General features: G+C 31.2%; 26 protein-coding genes and 1 tRNA gene. 23 read left to right on the top strand and 4 right to left on the bottom strand.

Features of this window, described 5'->3' with window-relative positions:
• Nucleotides 1-4: 4 nt before the first annotated feature.
• Nucleotides 5-1,156, bottom strand: coding sequence for a methionine adenosyltransferase (metK, locus tag BLQ93_RS05370; RefSeq protein ID WP_092128744.1), 1,152 nt, complete (start codon nt 1,154-1,156; stop codon nt 5-7).
• 16 nt (nt 1,157-1,172) lie between these two features.
• Nucleotides 1,173-1,259, bottom strand: a tRNA-Leu gene (locus BLQ93_RS05365).
• Nucleotides 1,260-1,392: 133 nt separating this feature from the next.
• Here BLQ93_RS05365 and ffh point away from each other — a divergent pair.
• The 23 genes from ffh (at nt 1,393) to tsaD (ending at nt 23,632) form a co-directional block, all read left to right on the top strand.
• A complete protein-coding gene (gene ffh, locus BLQ93_RS05360) occupies nt 1,393-2,715 on the top strand; it encodes a signal recognition particle protein (RefSeq protein WP_092128742.1) in 1,323 nt (440 codons plus the stop codon).
• A 14-nt stretch (nt 2,716-2,729) separates the two neighbouring features.
• Nucleotides 2,730-2,966, top strand: coding sequence for a 30S ribosomal protein S16 (gene rpsP / locus BLQ93_RS05355; RefSeq protein ID WP_092128740.1), 237 nt, complete (start codon nt 2,730-2,732; stop codon nt 2,964-2,966).
• A gap of 4 nt (nt 2,967-2,970) precedes the next feature.
• Nucleotides 2,971-3,201, top strand: coding sequence for a KH domain-containing protein (locus tag BLQ93_RS05350; RefSeq protein ID WP_025392876.1), 231 nt, complete (start codon nt 2,971-2,973; stop codon nt 3,199-3,201).
• 3 nt (nt 3,202-3,204) lie between these two features.
• A complete protein-coding gene (gene trmD / locus BLQ93_RS05345; protein ID WP_092128738.1) occupies nt 3,205-3,870 on the top strand; it encodes a tRNA (guanosine(37)-N1)-methyltransferase TrmD in 666 nt (221 codons plus the stop codon).
• Nucleotides 3,863-4,210, top strand: coding sequence for a 50S ribosomal protein L19 (rplS, locus tag BLQ93_RS05340; RefSeq protein ID WP_025392878.1), 348 nt, complete (start codon nt 3,863-3,865; stop codon nt 4,208-4,210). Before trmD ends, rplS begins: the two co-directional genes overlap by 8 nt.
• Before the next feature lies 1 nt (nt 4,211).
• Nucleotides 4,212-4,550 (top strand): YraN family protein, encoded by a 339-nt coding sequence (locus tag BLQ93_RS05335; protein WP_092128736.1) that lies wholly within the window; start codon nt 4,212-4,214, stop codon nt 4,548-4,550.
• The gene (locus BLQ93_RS05330; RefSeq protein ID WP_084323684.1) at nt 4,537-5,076 is read left to right on the top strand and encodes a molybdopterin-dependent oxidoreductase; all 540 of its coding nucleotides are present in this window, start codon (nt 4,537-4,539) and stop codon (nt 5,074-5,076) included. The genes BLQ93_RS05335 and BLQ93_RS05330 overlap by 14 nt, the downstream gene beginning before the upstream one ends.
• Before the next feature lie 60 nt (nt 5,077-5,136).
• Nucleotides 5,137-6,390, top strand: coding sequence for a chromosomal replication initiator protein DnaA (gene dnaA / locus BLQ93_RS05325; protein ID WP_092128735.1), 1,254 nt, complete (start codon nt 5,137-5,139; stop codon nt 6,388-6,390).
• 223 nt (nt 6,391-6,613) lie between these two features.
• Nucleotides 6,614-7,597, top strand: coding sequence for a DUF2813 domain-containing protein (locus BLQ93_RS05320; protein WP_092128733.1), 984 nt, complete (start codon nt 6,614-6,616; stop codon nt 7,595-7,597).
• Nucleotides 7,594-9,927 carry a DNA topoisomerase (ATP-hydrolyzing) subunit B gene (gene gyrB, locus BLQ93_RS05315; RefSeq protein WP_092128731.1) on the top strand — a complete coding sequence of 778 codons (2,334 nt, stop codon included), beginning with the start codon at nt 7,594-7,596 and terminating at the stop codon, nt 9,925-9,927. Before BLQ93_RS05320 ends, gyrB begins: the two co-directional genes overlap by 4 nt.
• 1 nt (nt 9,928) lies before the next feature.
• Nucleotides 9,929-12,355 (top strand): DNA gyrase subunit A, encoded by a 2,427-nt coding sequence (gene gyrA, locus BLQ93_RS05310; RefSeq protein ID WP_092128730.1) that lies wholly within the window; start codon nt 9,929-9,931, stop codon nt 12,353-12,355.
• The gene (locus BLQ93_RS05305) at nt 12,324-13,271 is read left to right on the top strand and encodes a polyprenyl synthetase family protein (RefSeq protein ID WP_092128728.1); all 948 of its coding nucleotides are present in this window, start codon (nt 12,324-12,326) and stop codon (nt 13,269-13,271) included. The genes gyrA and BLQ93_RS05305 overlap by 32 nt, the downstream gene beginning before the upstream one ends.
• Nucleotides 13,268-14,575, top strand: coding sequence for a glutamyl-tRNA reductase (gene hemA, locus BLQ93_RS05300; protein WP_092128727.1), 1,308 nt, complete (start codon nt 13,268-13,270; stop codon nt 14,573-14,575). The genes BLQ93_RS05305 and hemA overlap by 4 nt, the downstream gene beginning before the upstream one ends.
• Nucleotides 14,559-15,428 (top strand): hydroxymethylbilane synthase, encoded by an 870-nt coding sequence (hemC, locus tag BLQ93_RS05295; RefSeq protein ID WP_092128725.1) that lies wholly within the window; start codon nt 14,559-14,561, stop codon nt 15,426-15,428. The genes hemA and hemC overlap by 17 nt, the downstream gene beginning before the upstream one ends.
• Nucleotides 15,389-16,240: a uroporphyrinogen-III synthase gene (locus BLQ93_RS05290; protein WP_092128724.1), complete on the top strand. Its 852-nt coding sequence runs from the start codon at nt 15,389-15,391 to the stop codon at nt 16,238-16,240. The genes hemC and BLQ93_RS05290 overlap by 40 nt, the downstream gene beginning before the upstream one ends.
• Nucleotides 16,237-17,067, top strand: a complete 831-nt coding sequence (locus BLQ93_RS05285; RefSeq protein WP_092128722.1) for a transketolase — start codon at nt 16,237-16,239, stop codon at nt 17,065-17,067. Before BLQ93_RS05290 ends, BLQ93_RS05285 begins: the two co-directional genes overlap by 4 nt.
• Nucleotides 17,057-17,983 (top strand): transketolase family protein, encoded by a 927-nt coding sequence (locus BLQ93_RS05280; protein ID WP_092128720.1) that lies wholly within the window; start codon nt 17,057-17,059, stop codon nt 17,981-17,983. Before BLQ93_RS05285 ends, BLQ93_RS05280 begins: the two co-directional genes overlap by 11 nt.
• On the top strand, nt 17,976-18,602 hold the full coding sequence (locus BLQ93_RS05275; protein WP_092128718.1) for an ATP-binding cassette domain-containing protein: 627 nt from the start codon (nt 17,976-17,978) through the stop codon (nt 18,600-18,602). Before BLQ93_RS05280 ends, BLQ93_RS05275 begins: the two co-directional genes overlap by 8 nt.
• A complete protein-coding gene (locus BLQ93_RS05270; protein WP_025391122.1) occupies nt 18,599-19,435 on the top strand; it encodes a cell division protein FtsX in 837 nt (278 codons plus the stop codon). Before BLQ93_RS05275 ends, BLQ93_RS05270 begins: the two co-directional genes overlap by 4 nt.
• Nucleotides 19,422-20,636 carry a murein hydrolase activator EnvC family protein gene (locus tag BLQ93_RS05265; protein ID WP_092128716.1) on the top strand — a complete coding sequence of 405 codons (1,215 nt, stop codon included), beginning with the start codon at nt 19,422-19,424 and terminating at the stop codon, nt 20,634-20,636. The genes BLQ93_RS05270 and BLQ93_RS05265 overlap by 14 nt, the downstream gene beginning before the upstream one ends.
• A gap of 4 nt (nt 20,637-20,640) precedes the next feature.
• Nucleotides 20,641-21,912 carry a S41 family peptidase gene (locus BLQ93_RS05260; RefSeq protein ID WP_092128714.1) on the top strand — a complete coding sequence of 424 codons (1,272 nt, stop codon included), beginning with the start codon at nt 20,641-20,643 and terminating at the stop codon, nt 21,910-21,912.
• Nucleotides 21,897-22,646, top strand: coding sequence for a divergent polysaccharide deacetylase family protein (locus tag BLQ93_RS05255; RefSeq protein ID WP_092128712.1), 750 nt, complete (start codon nt 21,897-21,899; stop codon nt 22,644-22,646). Before BLQ93_RS05260 ends, BLQ93_RS05255 begins: the two co-directional genes overlap by 16 nt.
• Entirely contained in the window at nt 22,637-23,632 is a 996-nt protein-coding gene (gene tsaD, locus BLQ93_RS05250) for a tRNA (adenosine(37)-N6)-threonylcarbamoyltransferase complex transferase subunit TsaD (protein ID WP_245670446.1), read from the top strand. Before BLQ93_RS05255 ends, tsaD begins: the two co-directional genes overlap by 10 nt.
• Here the strand turns inward: tsaD and BLQ93_RS05245 are convergent, their stop codons facing one another.
• A complete protein-coding gene (locus BLQ93_RS05245; RefSeq protein WP_092128710.1) occupies nt 23,633-24,589 on the bottom strand; it encodes a radical SAM/SPASM domain-containing protein in 957 nt (318 codons plus the stop codon).
• A 42-nt stretch (nt 24,590-24,631) separates the two neighbouring features.
• Nucleotides 24,632-25,037 (bottom strand): glycosyltransferase family 4 protein (locus tag BLQ93_RS05240; protein WP_143338703.1); only part of this gene is annotated, 406 nt, incomplete at its 5' end.

Genomic DNA, 25,037 nt, shown 5'->3' with positions numbered 1-25,037 from the left:
TGCCTCACAAATATTTTTTAAATTTTTCAACCAAGTCTGTTTTTTCCCAGCTAAATTCCTTTTCTTTTCTTCCAAAATGACCGTAGCTTGCAGTTTTTTTGTATATTGGTCGCAATAAATCTAGTGTATCAATAATTCCCTTTGGAGTCAAATCAAGGTTTTCTAAAATTGCTTTTTGAATTAAAGATTCTGGTAGTTTACTTGTACCGTATGTTTGCACCATTACGCTAACTGGCTCTTCCACGCCAATTGCGTATGCAAGCTGTACAAGACATTTTTGAGCTATATTGCTTGCAACTATATTTTTGGCAATATAGCGTGCCATGTATGATGCGCTTCTGTCAACTTTTGTTGGGTCCTTGCCGCTAAAAGCACCACCTCCATGGGGTGCTGCGCCACCGTATGTATCAACAATAATTTTTCTTCCGGTTAAGCCTGTGTCACCCTGTGGGCCACCTATAACAAACCTTCCTGTGGGATTTATATAAAAATTAATATCTTTATCCCATAAGTCTTTTGGTATAACATGTTCGATAACGCTTTCTACAATGTCTTTTCTAAATCGCTCAAGCTCTACATAAGGCTCATGCTGAGCAGAAACAACAACTGCTGTAACCTTTGTTGGCACGCCATCATCGTAGCGTACAGTAACTTGTGTTTTGCCATCTGGTCTTAAGTAAGGCAAAATACCTTGTTTTCTAACATCGGCTAATCTTTTTGATAATTTATGTGCCAAACTCAATGTTAATGGCATAAAATCCGCAGTTTCGTTGCATGCATAACCAAACATCATACCTTGGTCGCCTGCTCCTACCCTGCCACCCTTTTTTGTCACACCAATTGCAATATCGGGTGATTGCCTGTGAATTGATGTAATTACAGCGCATGATTTGTAATCCAAACCATAATCAGCATTAACGTATCCTATTTCTTTAATCGTATCGCGTACAACATCGGGTATTTCCACATAACTTTCTGTTGTAATCTCACCTGCACACAATACCAAACCCGTTGTTAAAAGCGTTTCGCAAGCTACTCTGCAGTTTTTATCCTTTTCAATAATAGCATCTAAGATTGCATCTGATATTTGGTCAGCTAATTTATCCGGATGTCCTTCTGTTACTGATTCTGAGGTAAAATAAAAAGAATTTTTCATACCCACTCCTTTTGTTTGGTGCCGAAGAGGGGACTCGAACCCCTATGGAATTGCTTCCACTAGACCCTGAATCTAGCGCGTATACCAATTTCGCCACTTCGGCATAAATTGTTGCAACAATTATATTGCAAATAAGCATTTAGTCAAGATATTGCTTTTTTTAAAAAAATCGCTTTTACTTTTAATTTTATGTTGACATTGTCAAAAAAAATCAATACATTATAGGCGAGGTTTTTATGTTTGAAGATCTGGAAGCAAAATTAGCAAATGCGTTAAAAAAAATCAAAGGTCAAGCGTTAATTACTGAGCAAGACGCGCTTGAAGTTCTTAAAAACATAAAGTTTGCGCTACTTGAAGCTGATGTAAACTACAAGGTAGTAAAAGATATTGAACAAGAACTAAAAGATAAACTTATAGGCAAACAAATCGAAAAAAATCTTACACCATTTCAAACCATAGTTGATATCATACATAAAGAATTAACTCAAATATTGGGCGATGAATCTTCCAATTTAATTATAAATTCCAAACCTTTTGTTGTTATGCTTGTTGGTATACAGGGAAGTGGCAAAACAACCACCTGTGCAAAGCTTGCAAGGCTCTTAAAAAGCAAAGGTAGGCAAGTTTTACTTGTTGCTTGCGATATTTACAGGCCGGCTGCGGTTAAACAATTACAAACGCTAGGTAAACAGCTTGATATACCCGTATTTTCAAAAGAAAACACAAAACCGCAAGACATCGCGCTTGAAAGTTTACAGTATGCAAAAGCAAACGGTCGCGATATAGTTATTGTAGATACAGCTGGAAGGCTTCAAGTTGACACGCAACTTATGCAAGAGTTAGTTGAAATGAAAGAAGCTATAAAGCCAAACGAAGTCTTGCTTGTAGTAGATAGCATGATAGGCCAGGAAGCCGTTAATATTGCTAAAAAATTTGACGAAAATGTAGGTATAAGTGGTCTTATATTCACTAAAATGGATGCAGACGCAAGGGGTGGTGCGCTTTTATCCATAAAACGCATTGTAGGAAAACCTATAAAATTTATTGGCGTTGGAGAAAAAATATCAGATTTAGAGCAATTTTACCCTGATCGCATAGCTTCTAGAATTCTTGGTATGGGTGATATCTTAACGCTTATTGAACAGGCGAAAAACCAGATTGACGAAAAAGAACAAAAACAACTACAAAAAAAGCTTAAAAAAAATCAATTTACACTGGATGATTTTTTAAACCAGCTTAAAAAAATTCAAAAAATGGGTTCAATTACAAGCATTATAAAAATGATACCCGGACTAAACAAAATTAAAATGGCAGATACAAATGAATTCGATATTGAGCTTAAAAGAATTACTGCAATTATACAATCAATGACAAAAAAAGAAAAAGAAAACTATAAAATTATAGATGCAAGCAGAAAAAGGCGCATAGCAAAAGGTAGCGGTACAGATGTTCAAAGCGTGAATAAATTACTTAAACAATTTGAAGAAATGAATAAAATGATGAAAGGGCTTGATAAAAACAAAGCTTTGCATATAATGAAAAATCTTGGTAGAATGTAAATGGAGGTAAAACAGTGGTAGTTGTTAGATTAACTCGACTCGGCCGAAAAAAACGAGCATTCTTTAGAATCGTAGCTATGGATTCTAGAAAAAAAAGAGATGGCAGTGCCTTGGATATTTTAGGGTATTACGACCCATTAAAGACTGAAGACAAAGTTAAACTTGATTTAGAAAAATATAATGCATGGATTCAAAAAGGTGCGATACCCACACCCGCAGTTGAAAATTTAGTAAAATCACTAAAGAGGTGACAAAATGAAAGAACTAATTTCATGCATCGCAAAACGCTTAGTTGACAACCCGGACAAGGTTGATGTAAAACAAATTGATGGTGAAAAAACCACAGTTATTGAGCTTAGAGTAGATCATTCAGATCTTGGCAAGGTAATTGGCAAACAAGGCAAAACAGCTAGAGCCATGAGAACGCTTCTTAATGCAGTTTCTACAAAAATGGGCAAAAAGGCGGTTTTAGAAATCTTAGAATAAAAAATGAGGATTTATCTGTTGAGTATTTACCCGAAGGTATTCGAGTCTATATTTGATGATGGGATTTTAAAAAAAGCCAAAAAAATGCATTTAGCAGAATTTGAGTTTGTCAATATAAGAGATTTTACAAACGATAAGCATAGAACTGTTGATGATTGTGTTTATGGTGGTGGGCCTGGTATGCTATTAAAACCAGAGCCCATCTATAAGGCACTTGATTATGTTAAATCAAAAGACAATGACGTATTTACAGTTGTACTAACACCTGAAGGAAAGCTATTTAACCAGCAAAAAGCAAAAGAATATAGCCAGAAAAAATCAATTGCTTTTATTTGTGGTAGATACGAAGGGTTTGATGAAAGGGTTAAATTACTTGCTGATGAAAAAATCTCTATAGGTCAATTTATAATTAGTAGGGGAGAGTTAGCTGCAAGCATAATGGTAGATGCAATTGTTAGACTTTTGCCTGGTGTGCTTGGCAATAAAGAGTCTTTAAAAGAAGAAAGTTTTGAAAGTGGCTTTTTAGAGTATCCTCAATACACAAGACCAGCTGAGTTTAGAGGTTTAAAAGTACCGGATGTGTTGCTTTCTGGAAATCACGCTATGATAGCAAAATGGCGCAAAGAAAATTCGCAAAAAATAACTACAAGAGAGGTTAGTGATGGATAAATTAAGACTATTTGAGCAAGAACAAATCAATCAAAAAGAAGTACCAAACTTAAGGCCAGGCGATACTGTAAATGTTCACATAAAAATAACAGAAGGTAAAAGAGAAAGGATCCAGGTTTTTAGCGGTATAGTTATATCAAGGAGAGGTTCTGGTATAAACAAAACTTTTACTGTTAGAAAAGAATCGTATGGCGTGGGCGTAGAAAAAATTTTTCCTTTGTATTCGCCTTCTATTGAAAAAATTGAAATAGTATCCCGTGGTGTGGTAAGAAGAGCTAAACTATATTACTTAAGAGAAAGAAGAGGTAAATCTGCAAGAATCAAAAAGAAAATTACTTAATTTGGTTTTTGGCCAAAATTGTGAACATAGAGCTGTCAGTTATTTGAAAGCGCAAGGGTATGTAGTACTTTTGCGCAATTTCAAATATAAAGGCGGAGAAATAGACATAATAGCAAAAAAAGGTAATGTTTTAATTTTTGTAGAGGTAAAAGGTAGGCGTAATCTATCTTTTGGAAGCGCAAAAGAAGCAGTTGATCAAAACAAACAAAAAAGAATAATAGAAGGCTCAAAATTATTTATGTTAAAAAACAACTTAAACGAAAACGATTATAATATAAGATTTGATGTTATTACAATAGAAAACAATAAAATAGAATGGCTACAGGATGCCTTTGCCTAAAGGACAGTATTTAATAAAAGACTTTATAGACATAACAATAGAAAAAAACATACCTGAATTAAACGAGCTTGAAATAATTTACAAAGATATTAAAAAAACTCTATCATACAATGAACTATTAAATTTAATTGACACAAAAGTTATTCTTGATATGCACTGTGTAGATGGATGGAGTGTAGCAAATAATGAATTTGAAGGGATAAGTATAAATACAATTGCCTATTTAGTAAATGCAGTAAATTTTAAGTATATCGCTTTGCAATCAAGTGGTGGTTATAAAAGCTTTGTATTTAATGATGATTCAATTATTAATAGTTTTATTTGTCTAAAAATAAATGGGAAACCTCTAAGCAAACCAAGAGGCTATCCTATGCGATTTGTGGCACCTAACTTATATGCTTACAAATGGGTAAAATATTTAGAAAAAATCGAGTTTACGGATGATAAACCTTATGGTTATTGGGAAGATAGAGGTTATAGCCAAAAAGCGAGAGTAAATTTGCAAGAAAGATTTGAAAAAAACTAATTTTACAACTGTTCAATCACAACATTGACTTTTTAAAATATCTAAAATATAATCTAGTTTGTGTGGGATATATTTCTAGACTCATTTAAAAAAAAATTAGACATCGAAGATATTGAAACAATATCTTTAATTGAAGCCAATAGTTTTAATAGCGAATTAATATCTCTTATAATACCAAACGAAGAAGCACGTCATCTTTTAAAAATGAAATACCGCAAAGAATTCAAAGAAACAATAGAACAATTATTTGAAAAACCACCAAAAATTGAGTTTATAATAAAAAAAGAGTTTAAATCAAACCTAAACCCAAGATATAAGTTTTCCAATTTTGTTGTTGGTCCAAATAATCAGTTAACATACGCAGCAAGTTATGCAGTAGCAGAAAGCCTCGGTAAAGCATATAACCCGCTATTTATATATGGAGGCGTGGGACTTGGTAAAACACATATATTACATGCAATAGGAAACCATATAAAAGAAAAAAGTTCAAAAATAAAAGTTTTATATATCTCAAGCGAAGAATTTACAAATGAACTCATAAATTCAATCCAATACAAAAAAATGACACAATTTAGAAATAAATTTAGAGAACTTGATTGTTTGCTTATAGATGATATACAATTTATATCAAAAAAAGAGCGTACGGAAGAAGAGTTTTTTCATACATTCAATACGCTTTATGAAAATCAAAAGCAAATAGTTATAACTTCAGATAAACCACCAAGTGATATTAGAGAAATAGAAGAAAGACTAAAATCACGTTTTAGTTGGGGATTAATAGTAGATATACAACCTCCAGAATTAGAAACAAGAATTGCCATAATTAAGAAAAAAGCTGAAAATTACAATTTATCTTTGACAGATGATATAGTGGAATTTTTAGCCAAAAACTTCGAATCAAATGTAAGAGAAATTGAAGGTATTATAGTAAAAATTAATGCATACTCATCTTTATTTAAACAAAAAATAGATATAGAATTTGTAGAAACTATACTCCAAGATGTTATAGAAAGAAAACAAAACACGCTTAATATAGAAAACATACAAGAAGTTGTTGCAAAACACTTTAATATTACAAAAGACACTATGTTGTCAGGAAAAAGAGATAAACACATCATACTTCCAAGAGAAATTGCAATTTTTTTATCAAGAAAACTCACACAACATTCATTATCCGAAATAAAAACCAAATTTAATATGAAATCTCATGCAACAATAATAAATGCATGCTCAAAAATTGAAAAAGAAATAGAAAAATCCCCACAACTCAAAGAAATAATAGAAAAAATTGAAAAAAATATAAAAAATGTCTAAAAATTTTTCAAAATATGTCAATAATTCACATACAAATTTAACATTCAAAACAAAACCAATATACTTTTTAACATTATTAACAGGGTTTTTAACAAACAAATATAAAATATTAGACTACTACAATAAACAAAAAATATATTTTAAACAAATAAACACATTTTATTATTATTGCTATTTTTTTATTTAAACTATTTAGGAGAAAAAAATTTATACTAATCAAACAATGTATCTAGAAAACATTTCAATACTGAACTTCAGAAACTATAAAAACTTTACAAAAACATTCAGTCCACAAAAAAATATAATAAAAGGAGAAAATGCAACAGGAAAAACAAATTTACTTGACTCAATATATATATTACTAAATTCACATAGCTTTATAAGAAAAAATTACATGAACAAAATTGAACAATCTACAATAAAAGGTACCATAAAAAAAGATATAACATACAATATAACAATACACTTAGGAAAGAACAAAAAATCATTAATAAACTCAAAACCTTATGGGCTAAAAGACTTCAAAATATTGTTCCCAAGCATAATATTTTCCATAAAAGATTTTTTAAACTTCAATGAAAAAAAATACATACTATCACTAATCGACAAATTTTCATTTATAGAAAACCCAAACATAATACAAATTATTTTAAACACAGCAAAACATCTCAAACTTAAACGTATCCTACTTGAAAAGAAAGACATCAATACAGTTAAAATAATAAATAAAAACATACTAAAAAATGTAGAAATTATCCAAGAAAATAGAAAACAATCTTTACAAAAAATAAACCTATACCTCAAAGACCAAAACTTAATAAACAAAAATATAAAATTAAGTTACAAACCTCTAATTTTTGATGAAAAAATAATCAACCTTGAAATACAATCAAACCATAATATATTTACGCTATACAAAGACACAATCGAGATACTTCTTGACGAAAACAATATTTTTAGCTATTCTTCATTAGGTGAAAAAAAAATGGTTTTGTTTTCTTTGATAATGTCTTTAATTAAACATTACAATTCTTTAAATAAATCACCAATTATATTAATAGATGATTTAGAAGGGGATATATCCAATACGAACCTTGAAAAAATGATCTCAATGATAAATACATTAAACAACCAAGTATTTATAACTACAATTGGCAATATAAATATTAAAAATGCAAATACAATAAATTTAAGCGAGGCAATATGACAGCTAACTATACAGCAGAATCTATAAAAATATTAAAAGGATTAGATGGTGTTAGAAAAAGGCCTGCAATGTATATCGGAAATACATCTACAGAGGGTCTTCACCATCTGATTTACGAAATAGTAGATAACTCCATAGATGAATCTATGGCAGGTTTTTGCGATAAAATTGAAGTTACGATACACAAAGACAATTCTGTTACAGTAAAAGACAATGGAAGAGGTATTCCAACCGAAATACACAAAGAAGAAAACATTCCAGCAGTAACTTTAGTTTTAACCACATTACACTCTGGTGGTAAGTTTGATAACAAAAGCTATAGAGTCTCAGGAGGCCTACACGGTGTTGGTATAAGTGTTGTAAATGCTCTATCGTCGTACTTAAAAGTTGAAATTCACAGGAATGGTTTTATTTTTGAGCAAGAATTTGAACGAGGCATTGCTATAAATGATTTAAAGACTGTCAATACTTGTAATGATACAGGTACAATTGTTACATTTAAGCCAGACGAGTTAATTTTTAGCACAACTGTATTTAACTACGAAATACTTGAAAAAAGATTACAAGAACTTGCTTTTTTAAACAAAAATGTAACTATAAGTTTAACTGACGAAAGGACAGGTAAAAAAAATACATTCTGCTATGAAAATGGAATCGTAGATTTTATAAACTACTTATGTAAAAACAAAGAACCTTTATTTGAAAATCCAATTTTAATAAATATTACTTATGAAAACACTCAACTTGAGTGTGCTTTTGTATATACAAAGAATTATGAATCAAACATTTTATCGTTTGCAAATTCTATACTAACTCAAGAAGGAGGAACGCATCTTTCTATATTTAAAACTGTGCTTACAAAAGCAATTAATAATTATGCCAAAAAAAATAACTTACTCAAAAATATAACTCTAAGTGGTGAAGACTGTAGAGAAGGTTTAATTGGTATAGTTTCGATCAAACTACCAAACCCAGAATTTGAAGGTCAAACCAAAACAAAGTTAGGAAACTTAGACATAAAAGGTCAATTACAGAGTTTGCTTTACGATAAAATAAGTGATTATTTTGAAGAACATCCAAATGTGATCAAATTAATACTAGAAAAAGCAATACTAGCTTACAATGCTAGAGAAGCGGCAAAAAGTGCACGAGAACTTGTTCGTAGAAAAACTGTTTTTGAAACAAAAAATTTGCCCGGAAAGTTAGCTGATTGTCAAGAAAAAGATCCTGAAAAAACAGAAATATTTATCGTTGAAGGCGATTCTGCAGGGGGCAGTGCAAAACAGGCTAGAGATAGAAAGTTTCAGGCAATTTTACCGATTAAAGGTAAAATCTTAAATACAGAAAAATCAAACTTGCATAAAATCCTATCAAATGAAGAAATAAAGAGCATTGTTGCAGCAATTGGCTGTAATATAGATAAAAATTTCAATATAGATGAGATAAGATACCATAAAATCATTATTATGACTGATGCAGATGTGGATGGAAGTCATATACAAACATTGCTTTTAACATTTTTTTATAATTTCTTACGTCCAATTATCGAAAAAGGCTACTTATATATTGCGCAACCACCACTTTATAGAGTAAGGTATGATACTCAAAGTAAATATTTTAAAGATGATATTGATTTAAGATCATTTTTAATAGATAGAGCATTAAAAAAAGTTTCTTTTGATGTAGATTTTAATTTAAAAGATATATTGTTGCGTTTTGCAAATTTATCAAGCATTTTTGAACAATTTGAAAAAGAAGAAAAACAGGAAAAATTTTTACACTATACAATTACAAATGGGATAGACGCACAAAATCTTTCTAATAACCTGGATAAAATAAAAGAAGCTTTAAATTTAGAAAAAATTGAAGAATTTGATACAAATATCAAATGTTCTTATATCCAAGATAGGCAGCTTAAAGAGTTTTATATAGACAAATCAATATTTTCAAGTAAATTTTACACAAAGCTACATGAGCTTTACACTCTTGAATCTAAAATTAAATTTCCAATAATAGCTTTAAATCAAACAAAACAAGAAGATAAAGACAAGAATAAACTTGAATTTAATAATTTAAGACAACTATTTAATTACATAGATGAAATTTCCAAAAAAAATATAGAAATACAACGCTATAAAGGTTTAGGAGAAATGAACCCTACTCAATTATGGGAAACTACAATGAACCCTGCCACACGTACAATGCACCTTGTTACTATTGACGATTTTAATCAAACTAAAGAAATATTTGAACTACTTATGGGAGATAAAGTTGAACCAAGAAGAAAATTTATTGAAGAAAATGCAAAATTAGCGAACTTGGATGTGTAGTATGAAAGATTTATTCGAAAGAGTTATCAAAACAAATATTATAGATACAATGAAAAAATCCTACATTGACTACTCTATGAGTGTTATTGTAGGAAGAGCCCTACCAGATGCAAGAGATGGCCTAAAACCAGTACATAGAAGAATACTATATGCTGCTAGTGAGCTTGATTTGTTACACAATAAACCTTACAAAAAAAGTGCTCGTGTAGTAGGTGATGTTATTGGTAAGTATCATCCACATGGCGATACAAGCGTTTATGATGCGATGGTGAGGATGAGTCAAGAATTTACAATGAGATACCCTCTAATAGATGGTCAGGGAAATTTTGGATCAATTGACGGTGATAGCCCTGCGGCCATGAGATATACTGAAGTTAGATTATCAAAAATTGCTGAAGAGCTTTTAAAAGACCTTGATAAAGATACTGTGGATTTTCAGCCTAACTATGATGAAAGCTTAAAAGAACCAACAGTTTTGCCAAGTCTAATACCAAATCTTTTAGTAAATGGTTCATCTGGTATAGCTGTTGGCATGGCAACAAACATCGCACCTCATAATTTAGGTGAAGTCATAGATGCATTAATTTATTATATAGATAGTAAAAGAACTGCCCAAACAAAAGAATTACTTAATTTTATCAAAGGACCTGATTTTCCAACCGGTGCCATTGTAATGTGCGATTCTTTAGAAGAAATATATGAAAAAGGTCTGGGAAAAATAAAAATACGCTCATTAGCAAAAATTGAAAAAATTGGTAATAAGCATGCAATTATAATAGAAGAAATACCATATCAGGTAAATAAAGCAAATCTTGTAAAAGATATAGCGCAACTTGTAAAAGATAAGCAAATTGAAGGTATAAGTGATTTAAGAGATGAGTCAAACAAAGAAGGTATAAGAATTGTAATTGAAGTTAAGTCTAATGAGCAGCCAGAAATCATTTTAAACAACCTCTACAAAATGAGTAACTTAGAAGTTAGCTTCAGTATAAATAATTTATGCCTTGTGGATAATGTGCCAAAAGTTTTGTCTTTAAAAGAATATTTTAATGTATTTTTAGATTTTAGAGAACAGGTAATTAAAAGACGAACCATTTACCTATTAAATATTGCAAAAGAACGTATTCATATACTAGAAGGCTTAAAAATTGCGGTGCAAAATATTGACGAAGTAATAAGCATAATAAAAAAATCACAAACACCCCAGATTGCAAAAGATAGACTCAAAGAACGATTTAATCTAAGTGACAAACAAACAAACGCTATTTTAGAGATGAGGTTATCACGATTAACAGGTTTGGAAATAGAAAAATTAGAAAAAGAATACAATGAAATATTAGAAAAGATAAAAAATTACGAAAAAATTCTGGGTAATTACGATGAGCTAGTATCAATAGTAAAAAGCGAGCTTATATATATCAAAGAAAATTACTCTGACAGAAGAAGAACGCAAATTGTAACAAAACTTGAAGAAATAAACAAAGAAGACCTGGTAAAACAAGAAAAACTTTTAATAACTTTTTCTAATAAAGGTTATATAAAATCCATACCTTTATCATTTTACAATGTTCAATCGCGAGGTGGCAAAGGTAGAATAGCAGCAGTTTATTCGGAAGATGATTACATTTTAGATTGTTTGGTTTTAGATAGTCTAGATGTTGTATTAATGTTCTCAAACAATGGTAGAATTTATTCCATAAAAGCTTACGAGATACCAAAATCAAGTAATTATACAAAAGGAAAAGCAATAGTAAATCTTCTGAATTTGAAAAATAACGAGCAAATAAAAACAATAAATGCATATAAACCTGGAAATGATTACGTGTTAATTACTCAAAAAGGGATAATAAAAAGAATATCTTCAGATAATTTTTCAGACATTAAAAGTAATGGTAGAACAATTATTAATTTGTTAAACGATGATCAGCTTGTTTGTGTTATCCCAAATGTATCTGAAAAAGACGAAATTATAATATGTACGTCTTTGGGTCAATCTGTAAGATTTGGTATAGAACAAGTTCGCAAGATGGGTAGAAACGCCTATGGTGTAAAAGGCATTAGTCTAGCAGATAATGATTATGTTGTGTCTGGATTCAAGCTTCAAAATAAAGAAGAAAAAATTGTACTTATTACACAAAACGGTATAGCAAAAGTTATTTTGGCAGATTCTATAAGAAAAGTATCTCGGGGCGCAAAAGGTGTAAAAATTATTAAATTAAAAGGTGAAGATAGACTTGTTGACGCAGAAAGACTCCAGGATAATAGCGAGATTTTAATTACAACAAAACTGGGTAAATTAATTAGAATTGATTCTAATCAATTTAGAGAGATGTCAAGGTACGCTTATGGTGTTAAAGCTATAGAACTTGAAAGCGATGATTCTGTGGTAAAAGTAAATGTTACAAAAGACCAATATTGCGATATCTAATATACAAAGTATTATTAAAAATATTGATACACTTTTGCTAAATATTAAAAGTGAAAGTCTGCTACTTGATAAAGTTATTGAGCATATATCGGGTGGTAAGCGATTAAGACCAATACTTGTAGTTGCAAGCGCAAGAAGCTTAGGCTATGATAATGAAGAAATTCTGCATTTAACAGCATGTATTGTCGAATATATACATATAGCAAGTTTGCTTCATGATGACGTCATTGATGAGGCAAAAATGCGAAGAGGCAAACAAAGCGTTAATGAAGCATATGGAAACAGAGTCGCTATAATGAGTGGAGATTATTTATATTCTTTAGCTTATAATAAAGTTTTGGATGTAAGCGTGGATGTAGCAAAAGAAATATCAAAAGCTGCTTACAATTTGGCATTAGGTGAAATTATAGAAATAGAGAATTTTTTTAATATAATCGATAAAAATACTTACTTTGATATAATTTATAAAAAAACGGCGAGCTTAATAGAAAGTGCGTGTGTAAGTGGTTGTTTGCTTTCAAATAAAACTGATGAAATTGAACATTTTAGGCAGTATGGTAAAAATCTTGGTTTGGCTTTTCAGATAAAAGATGATTTAATGGATTATTCAAATACAGATATAGGCAAAGATACGTATAATGACATAAACGAAGGTAAAGTTACACTACCGTTAATTTTGACATTAGAAAAAGATCCAGGTGTTAAATACCACCTTCTTGAATATTTTAAAACAAAAAACCAGGAACATAAAAATTATTGTATACAAGCTTGTAAAACTTTTGGGGTTAATGATGCTTTTGAGATAGCAAAACAAAAGGCTTTAATTGCAAAACAAAATATACAACATCTCCCGGGCTCCATTTATAAAGATATTCTTGTATTTTTAGCTGATTATGCTGTGGAAAGAAATAAATGACACATAATTTAAATTTAAGCATTGATAATGTCTATATCGTCGGTTTAAACTGGAAAACTGCACCGTTAAATGTGAGAGAAGCTTTTGTATTTGAAAACACTTCTATTCATGAGCGTGCAAAAGACATCAAAGAAGCATTTGATATAGCAGAAATTATGATAATTTCAACGTGTAATAGAACAGAAATCATAGCAGTTTCGTATTATGATCCTTGCGAGTCTTTAATAAAGTATCTATCCGATTATGCAAAGTATGAGTTGAATCAAGCCAAAAAATATATATACAAAAAACAATCTATAGAAGCACTACGACATATATTTGAACTTTCAAGCGGACTTGATTCACAAGTTGTAGGTGAAACACAGATTTTGAGTCAGCTCAAAGATGCATATCGCACAACTGTAGTATACAACCTAAGTGGTGCTATACTAAATAGGATTATGCGTAAAGCCTTTACTATTGCAAAAATAGTAAGGAGTCAGACAAATATACAAAAAGGACATCTATCTATTGCAAGCCTTGCAAGTCACGTAGCCTTAGAGCATTTTGGTCTTGATAGTAAAAAAGTAATTATTATTGGTAGTGGTGATATGGCTCGCTTGAGCGCTAAGTATTTTTCTGATAAAGGAGCACAAATTGCCTACATAGCAAATAGGCGAAGTGAAACTGTTGATTTTGCACAAAATTTCAATGCTAAAATTGTAAGTTTAGAAGATTTGAAAAACAAAGTTTTTGAAGTAGATATTGTTGTTTCGTGTATTTATACACCAAAACCTGTTATTGAAAACATTAAGGTAGAAAAAAAATTACTAATTATGGATCTTTCTGTGCCTTCTTCAATTAGCTTAAAAGTAAAGGAAAATCCAAATATTATTCTTTTTAATTTAGATGATTTAAAAAATATGTATAACGATATAGTATTATCAAAACAAAATAGTATTGAATTATCAAAGCAAATTATAGATGAAAATTTAAATGCATTTATAGAAGAAAATAGCGCTCTTGATTACAATAAAACAATTGATACACTAAGGCAATATGCAGACCGTATAAGAAAAATAGAGTTAAAAAAATTTCAAAAAAAATACAAAATAGATGAAAAATTATTTGATGCTATAGATAAGTTAACTCGTTCAATACTAAACAAAACACTTCATGAGCCTACTTCAAAAATCAGACAATTTATCAAAGAACCAGAAGGTGATATGTATGTTGAATTAATTAGGCGGCTTTTTAATATTAGTATCGAAAACAAACCTGTAAATTGCTTTTTTTCTGAAAATCCAGATGGAAAGAACAATTAAAATTGGCACAAGAAAATCAAAATTAGCTATGTGGCAGGCAAAATATGTGGAAAGCTTGCTAAATAGTCATGGCTATATATGCGAAATTATTGGTATTACAACACTTGGCGATAAAATAGAAAAACCTTTGTATGATTTTGGTGGCAAAGGTTTGTTTACGGGCGCACTAGAAGAAGCACTTTTAAGTAAAACAATAGATATAGCTGTGCATAGTGTTAAAGATGTAAGTGTTATTGAAAATGATCAGCTACCATTAAAGTTTATACTAAAAAGAGACTACCATCAAGATTGCCTTGTTAGCTTTAAAGGTCCTATTGACAAATTACCACATGGTGCTTTTATTGGCACGACTTCTCTAAGAAGGCGTGTTTGTTTAAAACACATAAGGAATGATTTAGAATTTGTTGATTTTAGAGGCAATCTTGATACGAGACTAGAAAAGCTTAAAAAAGGTGTGGTTGATGCTATAGTTGTATCAAAATCAGGTTTAAAAAGACTTGGTTTATACGATAGCGCATACTGTTTTGATTTGGATATAGTAAGTTCCGCAGGACAGGGTGTAATTGGCGTGCAAACGCGCTTAGACGAATTTGATGAGCTTAATTTTTTAGATGATAGCCAAACGCACTTATGTGTTAGTATAGAAAGGAAATTTGTTAAAGCCCTAAACGCTTCATGCAATTTTCCAATTGGAGCTTATGCTTATTTTAGCGAAAATGATCAATTTTGCTTAAAAACAATGTACGCAGACCCAAAAACCTTTAAAAAAATTGATTGTTTTAAGTGTGGTTTGCCACAACAGGTTTTAAAAGAATGTATAGAATACACAAAGAACAAATTAGTTTATATATAGATTGTAGTATTGGTTTAGAGTTTTTCCCGGATATTTACAAATTAGCTTATTTTGAAAGTAATATGCCAAAAAAGTTTTTATTAAAAGCGCACAATAAAACAAAAGATATAAATAAAGCTGAGGTTATTGTAAGATGCCATTATAAGCAAAGCGAAGTGACTAATTTTTCTAATGCTCCAAAAATACTGTTTTGCGCAAATAAAGATGATTTAATTAAATATACAATTCAATATGAAAATATATACAATATGTGTCCTGTAAATGTATTCGATTTTGTTGCGCTTGATTTTGATTTACCAAAAATTAGCACAAAGCGTGTGTTTTTTTCAAGCAAAAGAGCTTTTGACTTTTTTGTTAAAAAAGCTGGTATGAGTTTTTTGTGTGGCAAAGAACTGCTTGCAGTGGGCAAGCAAACGGCAGAATACATAAAAAACTTTGGCTTTAGCGTGAAACATCCATTAATTTACACATCAAGCGAGCTTGATTTAAAAGATACGCTTGTTGTTTGTCCAAAAGAACATGGAGTCTATGATGAAAAAGCGATAGTGCTTGAAGTATATCAAACACTTATGGCAAAAGATATTGACTATTATACTTATGATTGTGATTTTGATTTTGCACTGATCAGCAGCCCACTTGCTTTTAAGTATTTAATAGATACTTTTAAAGACTACCCTGGGCGTGTTAAAAAAAATATTATCTGTATTGGTACCACTACGCAAAAAGCAGTAGAAAAAATTGGATATTCTTGTATAATACCACATGAGTTTACAATACCTGCAATGTTTAAATTATTGGAGGATTTAAATTGAAAACAAAAGAATTAGAAGAGTTTTCTAAAACACTAAGAAAAGCAATACTAGTTTCTCTCAATGCCGCCAAAAGTGGACACAGCGGTGGTAGTTTAAGCTCGATCGATATCCTAAATACACTCTATTTTGGTGGTGTTTTAAATATAGATCCAAATAACCCAAGAAATGATAATCAGGATAGGTTTGTTTTATCAAAAGGACATGCAGCACCAGCACTTTATGTGTGCCTTGCTTATAAAGGCTTTTTTAATAAGGATTTATTGTATACTTTAAGAAAGCTTGGAAGTCCGCTGCAGGGTCATCCTGATTCTAAAAAGTTAAGCGGTGTATGTGCCTCGACTGGATCTTTGGGACACGGATTATCTCAGGCAGTAGGTATGGCGCTTGCGCTGAAACTTAAAAATAGTCCTGCAAATGTATATTGTTTAATTGGCGATGGAGAAATGCAAGAAGGCCTTGTTTATGAAGCTTTAATGTGTGCAAGTCATTATAAATTAGACAATCTATGCGTTATTTTGGATTTTAATGGTTTGCAGATTGATGGGGCGATTAGCGATGTTATGAATATAAGTCCTGTTAAAGAAAAATTCGAAGCGTTTGGTTTTTTAACATACGAAGTAGATGGTCACAACTATGATCAATTGCTTGATGCATTTGAGCGATTTAAAAATACAAAGAATTCTAAACCATTTGCACTAATTGCACATACAATAAAAGGAAAAGGCGTAAGTTTTATGGAAAACAAATACGAATACCACGGTAAACCACCAACAGATGAAGAGCTTGATAAAGCACTTTTGGAGTTAGGAGTAGAAAATGGAATATAAAGCAACAAGGGATGCGTATGGTAAAGCTCTTGTAGAAATAGGTATTGATAAAAATATCGTTGTGCTTGATGCAGACCTTTCTTCTTCTACAAAGTCTGCAGAATTTAGAAAAGCATACCCAGAGCGTTTTTTTAATATAGGTATAGCAGAGCTGAATATGGTAGATATTGCAGCTGGTTTTGCACTCGAAGGTTTTAAGGTGTTTGCATCAAGCTTTGCAGTTTTTATTACAGGTAGAGCTTTTGAAGGTGTAAGACAATCTATCTGTTACCAAAATTTAGATGTAGTGCTATGTGGTTCTCACGCGGGCATAAGCGTAGGTGAGGATGGGGGATCACACCAGGCAATATGTGATATATCATTAATGAGAAGCTTACCAAATATGCAGGTAATTGTGCCAGCAGATTACAATGAAACATATAGAGCTGTTTTGGCTTTACATAAAAACAAAGGCCCTTTTTATTTAAGAACCTCAAGAGAAAAATCGCTTAATTTTACCACGCATGATTTCGAAATAGGAAAAGCTCACATTCTAAGACAAGGCATACATGCCTGTATATTTGCATGTGGCCCAGTGATCGAATTTGCACTTAAAGCTGCGCAGGAGCTTGATAAAGAAAAAATAAGCGTTTGTGTAGTTGATATTAGCACAGTAAAACCATTGGATACAGATACGATTTACAATACTGCAAAAAATGTTGGACATGTTTTTACATTAGAAGAACATTCTATTATTGGTGGTCTTGGAAGTGCTATTTGTGAGTTTTTGGGAGAAAATTTACCAAAGCGCATTAAAAGGATTGGGATTAATGATAAATTTGGTCAATCTGGAACATCGGCAGATTTATTTTGCGAGTATGGCTTTAGTGTGGAAAATATAGCAAGTAAAATAAAAAAGAGTTTAGAAGATGATTGAATTTGTTGATGTTAGCAAGTTTTATAAAGATAGGTGTGTTTTTAAAGATATTAATTTTTATGTAAAAGAAGGCCAGCTTGTCCAAGTAAGTGGTGGTTTTGCCTGCGGTAAAACCACACTTTTAAAACTTATTTGTAGGCTTGAAAAACCTACATCTGGAGATGTTAAGATATTTGGCGAACCGTTAAGTCGTATAAAGTATTCAAGATTGATGCATCTTAGGCGCCATATGGGTGTAGTATTTGATGATTTTGGACTTATAGAAAATTTAAGCGTAAAAGCTTATTTGTATTTAGTAACAAAATTATTAAAAAGAAAACAGTATTTAGAAGAAGCTATAGATTTTTTTAGTCTGCAAAATCTTCTTGATACTAAAATATTTAATTTATCATTATCGGAAAAATATAGACTGGCATTGGCTAGGATTTTAGCTTTAAGGACCCCTTTGGTACTTTTAGACGAGCCATTTTCTTATTACAAAAACAAACAAGAGCTTATAAATATGTTAAAAACACTCAATGAAAATTATAAGATGACGATAATTTTTACAAGTTATGCGCCGATTGAGAGTATTGACCACTTGGATATTTTTAATTCATGTAATGTGGGTGAGCAATGAAGAAAGATTCAACAAGACTTGTAATAACATTTGTAATGTTGATTTTTTTATTAGTTATTAGCCTTTCTACGTCTATTTTGTATACTGTAAATAACTACCTTGAATCAAAACGTTCAAATGTGCCAGTTTTTGTTTTTTTTAAAGATAATGTATCAAAAGAGCAAGCTTTATTGTACGCAAACTCACTTAAAACACATCCAGGTGTTAAAAGTGTTAAATTTATAGATAAGAGTCAAGCTTTATTAGATATATTGTCAAAATTAAATTTACCACAACAGCAATTCAGTGAAAACCCACTACCTTATTCTTTGGAAATTTTTTTAAAACCTCAGTTCGCAGCTGAACCATCAAATATTAATTCAATAGAAAAAACATTTAAGTCAAATAGCTTAATTGATGAAGTGCGTATTCCAAAAGGTTTATTTGCAAATATTAGTCAAACTACATTAACTTTTAAAGAATTTTCATATGTTTTGATTGGTGTTTTTATATTACTTGAAATTATAATTTTAGCCTTGCTTTTAAAAATTACATATGAACATAAGCGTGATAGCTACGATAAGTTAAAGCTTCTTGGTATAAAAAGGGTAAAAATCTTTTTAATGTTTCTAAAGCATATTTTTTTATCGTGGTTTTTTGCTAGCTTGCTCGCAGTAATTTTGGGATCTATTATAATGTTTTTATATATAAACTATATAAATTTAGTTCCTGTTTATCAAAATGATATACTTATTTCTTTTGGTGCAAGTGGAGGTTTATATATAGTTTTTTCATTTATAATACTTATGGTTTTAAGTTTATTTGTGTTTTTTATTGAAGATGAAAAAATTTAATGCACTTCTTGTGGTTTTAATAACCATTCTTTGTACTGTTTTAGCTTATGGAAGCCAAAAACAGGAATTGGAAAATAGAATAAAGCAAATAAATACTTCGATTTCAAACAAGCAATATCACTACAATCTTGCAGAAAAAAAATATATAATCTATACTAATCAATTAAAAGATCTTAACGCTAAAGTCCAGGTTTTAGAAAAAAAACTTGCGCAAAACGAGGAAAATTTAAAAAAATTATCAGCAGAAATCGAGAGTTTAAATAAAAGTATAGAAGAGTTAACTAAAAAATTAAACGAAGAAAAAGCCAAAAGCTCAAAGGCTCTTAAAGCTTATTATTACTTTTATAATGTTGAAAAATATTTTCCACAAGGTCTCTATTTTGAGTATATGAACAAAAAAATTGCACATTACCTGCAAGAGCGCATAATATCATACATGCAACATCAGGTGTTGTTAAACAAACAAAAACAAGAGCTTGTAGTCAAAAAAAACAATCAGCTAAAATTGATTCAAAAAATAAACGAACAAAAAAATTCTCTTGCCCAGCAAAAAAACAAAATAGCTTTATTGGCACAAGAAGCAGCACGGTTGAAACAAGCTTACATTAATGATATAGTTTACCTTCAAAGGCAAAGAAACTATTTGCAGTCAGTATTAAATAAAATAATACAAGAAGAAATAAAAAGACAAGAAGAACTCAAACGACAAAGGGAACTTGAACGACAAAGGCTACTAAAGTTACAACAATATAAAAAAGCTCAAGAGCTAAAAAAACAGCAGGAAGAAGCAGAAAGCAGAATGAAGCTCGAAAATTTGCATACAGGACTTAGACCACCGGTTGAAGGTATAATAGTTGATAATTTTGGTGTAAAAACAAACCCGGTCTTTAATGTGCAAACCAGAAATGATGGTATAGACATAAAAGCTCAAAGTGGTTCACCAATTAAGGCTATAGCAAAAGGTCAAGTAGATTATGTCGGGACAATTCCTGGTTTGGGTGGTGTTATCATTATAAATCACCTAAATGGATACTATAGTATTTATGCGCATGTTAATCCAAATGTGTCAAAAGGTCAGGTAGTTAATGAAGGTCAAATTATTGGTCATTTAAGTGGTGATATTTTGCATTTTGAACTAAGAAGAGGTTCAGTTCCAGTAAACCCTTTAAATTTTATCAATAGAAGATATTTAGGAGGTTAGGTTTATGAAAAACCGTTTTTTATTTTTAGTAGGCATTGTTTTTAGCTTAATTATTATTGTTACTGCCATCTTAAGTTTTCGTGTTACACCAACAGAAGCAACTTCTAATCAATATAACGATTTAAAAATGTTTTCCCAGGTTTTGGCTATAATACAATCTCAATATGTTGATAAAGTAAGTCCATCTGAGCTTATCATAAATGCCACAAAAGGCATGGTAAGCTCACTTGATCCACACTCAGCATTTATGACTCCACAAGAATATAAAGATTTACAGGTATCTACATCAGGAGAGTTTGGTGGTATTGGTACATCAATTACACTAAAAGATGGACTGATAACAGTAGTTACACCTATTGAAGGAACACCAGCCTACAAAGCAGGCATTAAAGCGGGAGATATCATATTACAGATAAATAATAAAAGTACTTTGGGTATGAGTTTAGATGAAGCAGTAAAATTACTAAGAGGCAAACCCGGTAGTGAAGTAAGGCTTGTTATTGGCAGAAAAAACGAGAAAAAGCCTTTAATTTTTAATATCAAGCGAGAAATTATACACATAAAAAGTGTGGATTATAAAGATTTAGATGGCATAGGCTACATTAGAATTATCCAATTTCAAGAAGGTACAACAAAAGCTGTAAAAAATGCACTTGATACGCTAGAGAAAAAAGGCATTAAAGGTTTAGTAATCGATTTAAGGGACAACCCAGGCGGTTTATTAACCGAAGCAATAGGTGTATCAAATCTTTTTGTCAATAAGGGTATAATTGTATCAATTAAAGGCAGAAATAAAAGCGACGATCAGCTATTTTATGCAAAAGACGAAAAAGTACCGCATATGCCTATTGCGGTTCTTATAAACTCAGGGACTGCTTCAGCCGCAGAAATTGTAGCAGGCTGTTTAAAAGATCATAAAACGGCTGTCCTTGTAGGTACAAGGAGTTTTGGAAAAGGTAGCGTTCAAAGCATTATACCTCTTGAAGATGGTTATGCTTTAAGACTTACTACGGCCAAATACTACACACCAGATGGCCACAGCATACAGGCTGTTGGAATTGTACCAAATGTTGAAGTAAAACCAGCAAAGGTAGAACAAGAAGATTTTGGCTATGCCCTAAGAGAAGAAAACCTGATTAATCATCTAACAAGCAACGAAACAGAACAATCAAAACCACAGGAAGTTATCCAAGAACCCAAAACAACACAAGACTTCCAGCTTTTGACAGCTATCAATATACTTAAAGCCCAGATTGCAGAATGGCCCAAAAAATAAATATTTTACTTAGAAAGAGCTTGGTTTTATGGCTCTTTCTAAGCTTTTTATTATTTCCTAAACTTTCTTTTGCAAATGGCAGTATTTCTATAATTATCGACGATATGGGCTATGATCATTATGTTATGCAAAAATTTTTAGACATTAATTTACCCTTAGCCTTTGCTTTTATACCGGATACGCCTTTTGTGCATATGTCAAGTGATTTTTGTAAAAAAGGCTATACTGTAATGCTACATATGCCAAGTGAGTCTATCGATAAGCATTTAAATACAAATTATCCACTTTTTCTAAGAGTGACTGACTCAAAAAAAGATATATTTGAACAATTAGACAAGGCTATGCGCAATATCCCTTGTGCAAGCGGTTTTAATAACCATATGGGCTCGAAATTCTTACAAAGCACAGCTAAAATGAGTGATGTTATGGAGTTTTTGAAACAACATAACCTTTTTTTTGTGGATAGTCTAACAACACCCAATAGTGTAGGCTACAAGCTTGCTTGTGATTATAAAGTGCCTTACGCAGTGCGATATATTTTTATTGATAATAAGAAACGTTTCAATTATGTAAAGCGAAATTTACTTACAGCTATTAATCTTGCAAAACAAGGTAGAAATGTTATAGTTATTGGACATGACAATATTGTTGATTATGAAGCTATTGTTCATTTAAAAGCTAGGCTCAAGCCATACCTTAAAGATATTAAGGAGAATTTGATTCAATGTCGATAATTTTGGCGTTTGATACATCTTGCGATGATACATCTTGTGCAATTTTGGGTGAAGGCAAAAAATCAAACATAGTTATATCGCAAAATTTTGTCCACGAAGCATATGGGGGCATAATGCCCGAACAGGCTGCTAGAACCCATTTTGAAAATATTGACCAGGCTACAAAGGAAGCTTTAAAGCAAGCTCAGTGTAATATAAAAGATATAGATTTTATTGCAGTTACGATTGGGCCTGGGCTTTTGCCATCATTACTTGTAGGTGTAAGTTATGCAAAAGGTTTAGCTTATAGGTACCATTTGCCCATAATACCGATAAATCACATAGAAGGTCATATTTTTGCAAACTTTATAGAAAATGATATAGACTTTCCATTTATTGTTCTTGTTGTTTCTGGTGCGCATACGCATCTTTTTTTAGTAGAAAATTTTGGTAAATACAAGTTACTTGGGAAAACCTTAGATGATGCGGTCGGGGAGGCCTTTGATAAAGTAGCAAGGATTCTTGGGCTTGGCTATCCTGGTGGCCCAATAATTGACAAATTGTCAAAAAATGGCAACCCTTATAGTTTCAGAATTCCAAAGGGTTTGTCTCAAAAGAACACGCTTAATTTTAGCTTTAGTGGTGTTAAGACATATGTCAAAAACCTTGTCGAAAAATCAAAAGACCTGTCAAAAACTTTTATATGCGATGTAGCAGCTTCGTTTCAAAAGGCTTGTGTTGATGTATTGTGTGAAAAAACACTTTTAGCATTAAAAAAATATAAAATAAGTAGACTTGTATTGGCAGGTGGTGTTAGTGCAAATTCATTACTTAGACAACAGATGAGTCAACTTGCCACGGAAAATAATTTAAATTTATATTTGCCTTCAATTAGTCTTTGTACTGATAATGCTTTGATGATAGCAAAAGCTGCTCAATTCAGGATGGATCTTGCCACATTTGATTTTGATTTAATAGATGCAAAAGCCTCTTTAAATCTGGTTTAATTATCTAAATAGCGCATCAAGCTTTTTTCTGGTTGAACTATTTTTGGGTACAAGTTTATCGCGGAGATTTTTAAAAGTCTCTCGCGCGTTTACATAGCATTTAGGACTTAAGAAGCCTGGTATTGCTTTTGCATACTCGCAGGTTTGGCACAAAATTTCGCCTTCTTTTTGACCAAGCATTATAAGTAGTATTTCCTTGAGTTTTTCGCCGTTTAAAATATTTAAATAATGCTCCTCAAAGATATTTCCAACAATATGTTTTAAGCCAAAATCCATACAGCATAAAGCTAAATCACCATTTGGCAGAGCAACTTGACCTAAATTGTGTTTACAAATAAGCTTTTTATGTGGATTTGTCTTCAAAATAGAGCCCATGTATCCTGCTCTTGTTGTGTATCTTTCATATTTTATTGATATATTGAATTTATTTTCAATGCTTTTTAAGTCATTTTTCATTGATTGTGTCAGTCCGTTATCCAAACACCCAAATACAAGATAGCATTTTGGGTCCAAAGACAATAATTGCTCTACATTATTCCACGCTGTCGCATCGCTTAGACCCTTCCTGTTGTTTAAATTGGGAGGCTGAATACTTATGTGACATTTTATAGGCAAATTCTTGATTGTTTCAAAGCCTGCCTTGGAAAAGTTTTTTAATGTTGTTATTAACTCAACACGAAATCCTTCTTTGTAAGCTTCTAAGATACAATCATAAATATATGCATTTTCCAAAGGTTCACTAAAGCCACTAAACTTTATTTCTTCTATGGTAGAATTTTTTATATTATTTAGTGCCTTTTTGAAACTCTCAAGTGTAAAGCTTTTTATATTTGATCTGTAGTTTTTTACAAACACGCCTTGGGGACAAAAGTTACATCCTACAGAACACCCTACTTGCATTGTAAATTCTATGCTTTTAAAGTAAGATACAGGCAATTTTAAATCATCAATAAGCAAATTTTCCTCCAAAAGGCATTCTATACAAAATTTCTTTTAAAATCAAACTCTATTTACAAGCATTTTGTATATATTAAGATAATTTTTAGATGTAATCTTATAGTTAAAATCTTTTACAAAATCGAATGCTCGATTAACAAGTGTTTGCGAAAAATCTTTTTCTGAAAGCAATTTTTTAATTGCAAAAGCTAATTTTTGAGAATCTTTGATTGGTACCAACAAACCCCTATAGTTATCACCAATAAGCTCACTTACTCCACCAGCATTTGTTGCAACAACAGGTATTTTAAATAAAAATGCCTGAAGTATGCTTGAGCATATACCTTCGTTTTGGGATGATATTACAAACAAATCAAATGCAGCCAGGTAATTTTGTATATCATCTCTAAAACCCAAAAACACAATATTGGTAACACCTTTTTGTTTTGCGTAAACTTCTAACTCTTGC

The sequence above is a fragment of the Desulfurella multipotens genome (assembly GCF_900101285.1).
GTDB classification, from domain to species: Bacteria; Campylobacterota_A; Desulfurellia; order Desulfurellales; family Desulfurellaceae; genus Desulfurella; species Desulfurella acetivorans.
The sequence above is the reverse complement of the archived record's forward strand: the minus strand, read 5'-3'. Positions and strand labels throughout refer to the sequence as shown.

What these genes read in the sequence shown, in the direction of transcription:
- BLQ93_RS05265 (WP_092128716.1), top strand. Translation starts at nt 19,422, where the DNA reads ATGAAAAAATTTAATGCACTTCTTGTGGTTTTAATAACCATTCTTTGT.
- tsaD (WP_245670446.1), top strand. Translation starts at nt 22,637, where the DNA reads ATGTCGATAATTTTGGCGTTTGATACATCTTGCGATGATACATCTTGT.
- gyrA (WP_092128730.1), top strand. Translation starts at nt 9,929, where the DNA reads ATGAAAGATTTATTCGAAAGAGTTATCAAAACAAATATTATAGATACA.
- BLQ93_RS05305 (WP_092128728.1), top strand. Translation starts at nt 12,324, where the DNA reads ATGTTACAAAAGACCAATATTGCGATATCTAATATACAAAGTATTATT.
- BLQ93_RS05350 (WP_025392876.1), top strand. Translation starts at nt 2,971, where the DNA reads ATGAAAGAACTAATTTCATGCATCGCAAAACGCTTAGTTGACAACCCG.
- BLQ93_RS05280 (WP_092128720.1), top strand. Translation starts at nt 17,057, where the DNA reads ATGGAATATAAAGCAACAAGGGATGCGTATGGTAAAGCTCTTGTAGAA.
- BLQ93_RS05290 (WP_092128724.1), top strand. Translation starts at nt 15,389, where the DNA reads ATGTATAGAATACACAAAGAACAAATTAGTTTATATATAGATTGTAGT.
- hemA (WP_092128727.1), top strand. Translation starts at nt 13,268, where the DNA reads ATGACACATAATTTAAATTTAAGCATTGATAATGTCTATATCGTCGGT.
- BLQ93_RS05275 (WP_092128718.1), top strand. Translation starts at nt 17,976, where the DNA reads ATGATTGAATTTGTTGATGTTAGCAAGTTTTATAAAGATAGGTGTGTT.
- BLQ93_RS05270 (WP_025391122.1), top strand. Translation starts at nt 18,599, where the DNA reads ATGAAGAAAGATTCAACAAGACTTGTAATAACATTTGTAATGTTGATT.
- BLQ93_RS05255 (WP_092128712.1), top strand. Translation starts at nt 21,897, where the DNA reads ATGGCCCAAAAAATAAATATTTTACTTAGAAAGAGCTTGGTTTTATGG.
- hemC (WP_092128725.1), top strand. Translation starts at nt 14,559, where the DNA reads ATGGAAAGAACAATTAAAATTGGCACAAGAAAATCAAAATTAGCTATG.
- BLQ93_RS05320 (WP_092128733.1), top strand. Translation starts at nt 6,614, where the DNA reads ATGTATCTAGAAAACATTTCAATACTGAACTTCAGAAACTATAAAAAC.
- ffh (WP_092128742.1), top strand. Translation starts at nt 1,393, where the DNA reads ATGTTTGAAGATCTGGAAGCAAAATTAGCAAATGCGTTAAAAAAAATC.
- gyrB (WP_092128731.1), top strand. Translation starts at nt 7,594, where the DNA reads ATGACAGCTAACTATACAGCAGAATCTATAAAAATATTAAAAGGATTA.
- rplS (WP_025392878.1), top strand. Translation starts at nt 3,863, where the DNA reads ATGGATAAATTAAGACTATTTGAGCAAGAACAAATCAATCAAAAAGAA.
- BLQ93_RS05330 (WP_084323684.1), top strand. Translation starts at nt 4,537, where the DNA reads ATGCCTTTGCCTAAAGGACAGTATTTAATAAAAGACTTTATAGACATA.
- trmD (WP_092128738.1), top strand. Translation starts at nt 3,205, where the DNA reads ATGAGGATTTATCTGTTGAGTATTTACCCGAAGGTATTCGAGTCTATA.
- metK (WP_092128744.1), bottom strand. Translation starts at nt 1,156, where the DNA reads ATGAAAAATTCTTTTTATTTTACCTCAGAATCAGTAACAGAAGGACAT.
- BLQ93_RS05260 (WP_092128714.1), top strand. Translation starts at nt 20,641, where the DNA reads ATGAAAAACCGTTTTTTATTTTTAGTAGGCATTGTTTTTAGCTTAATT.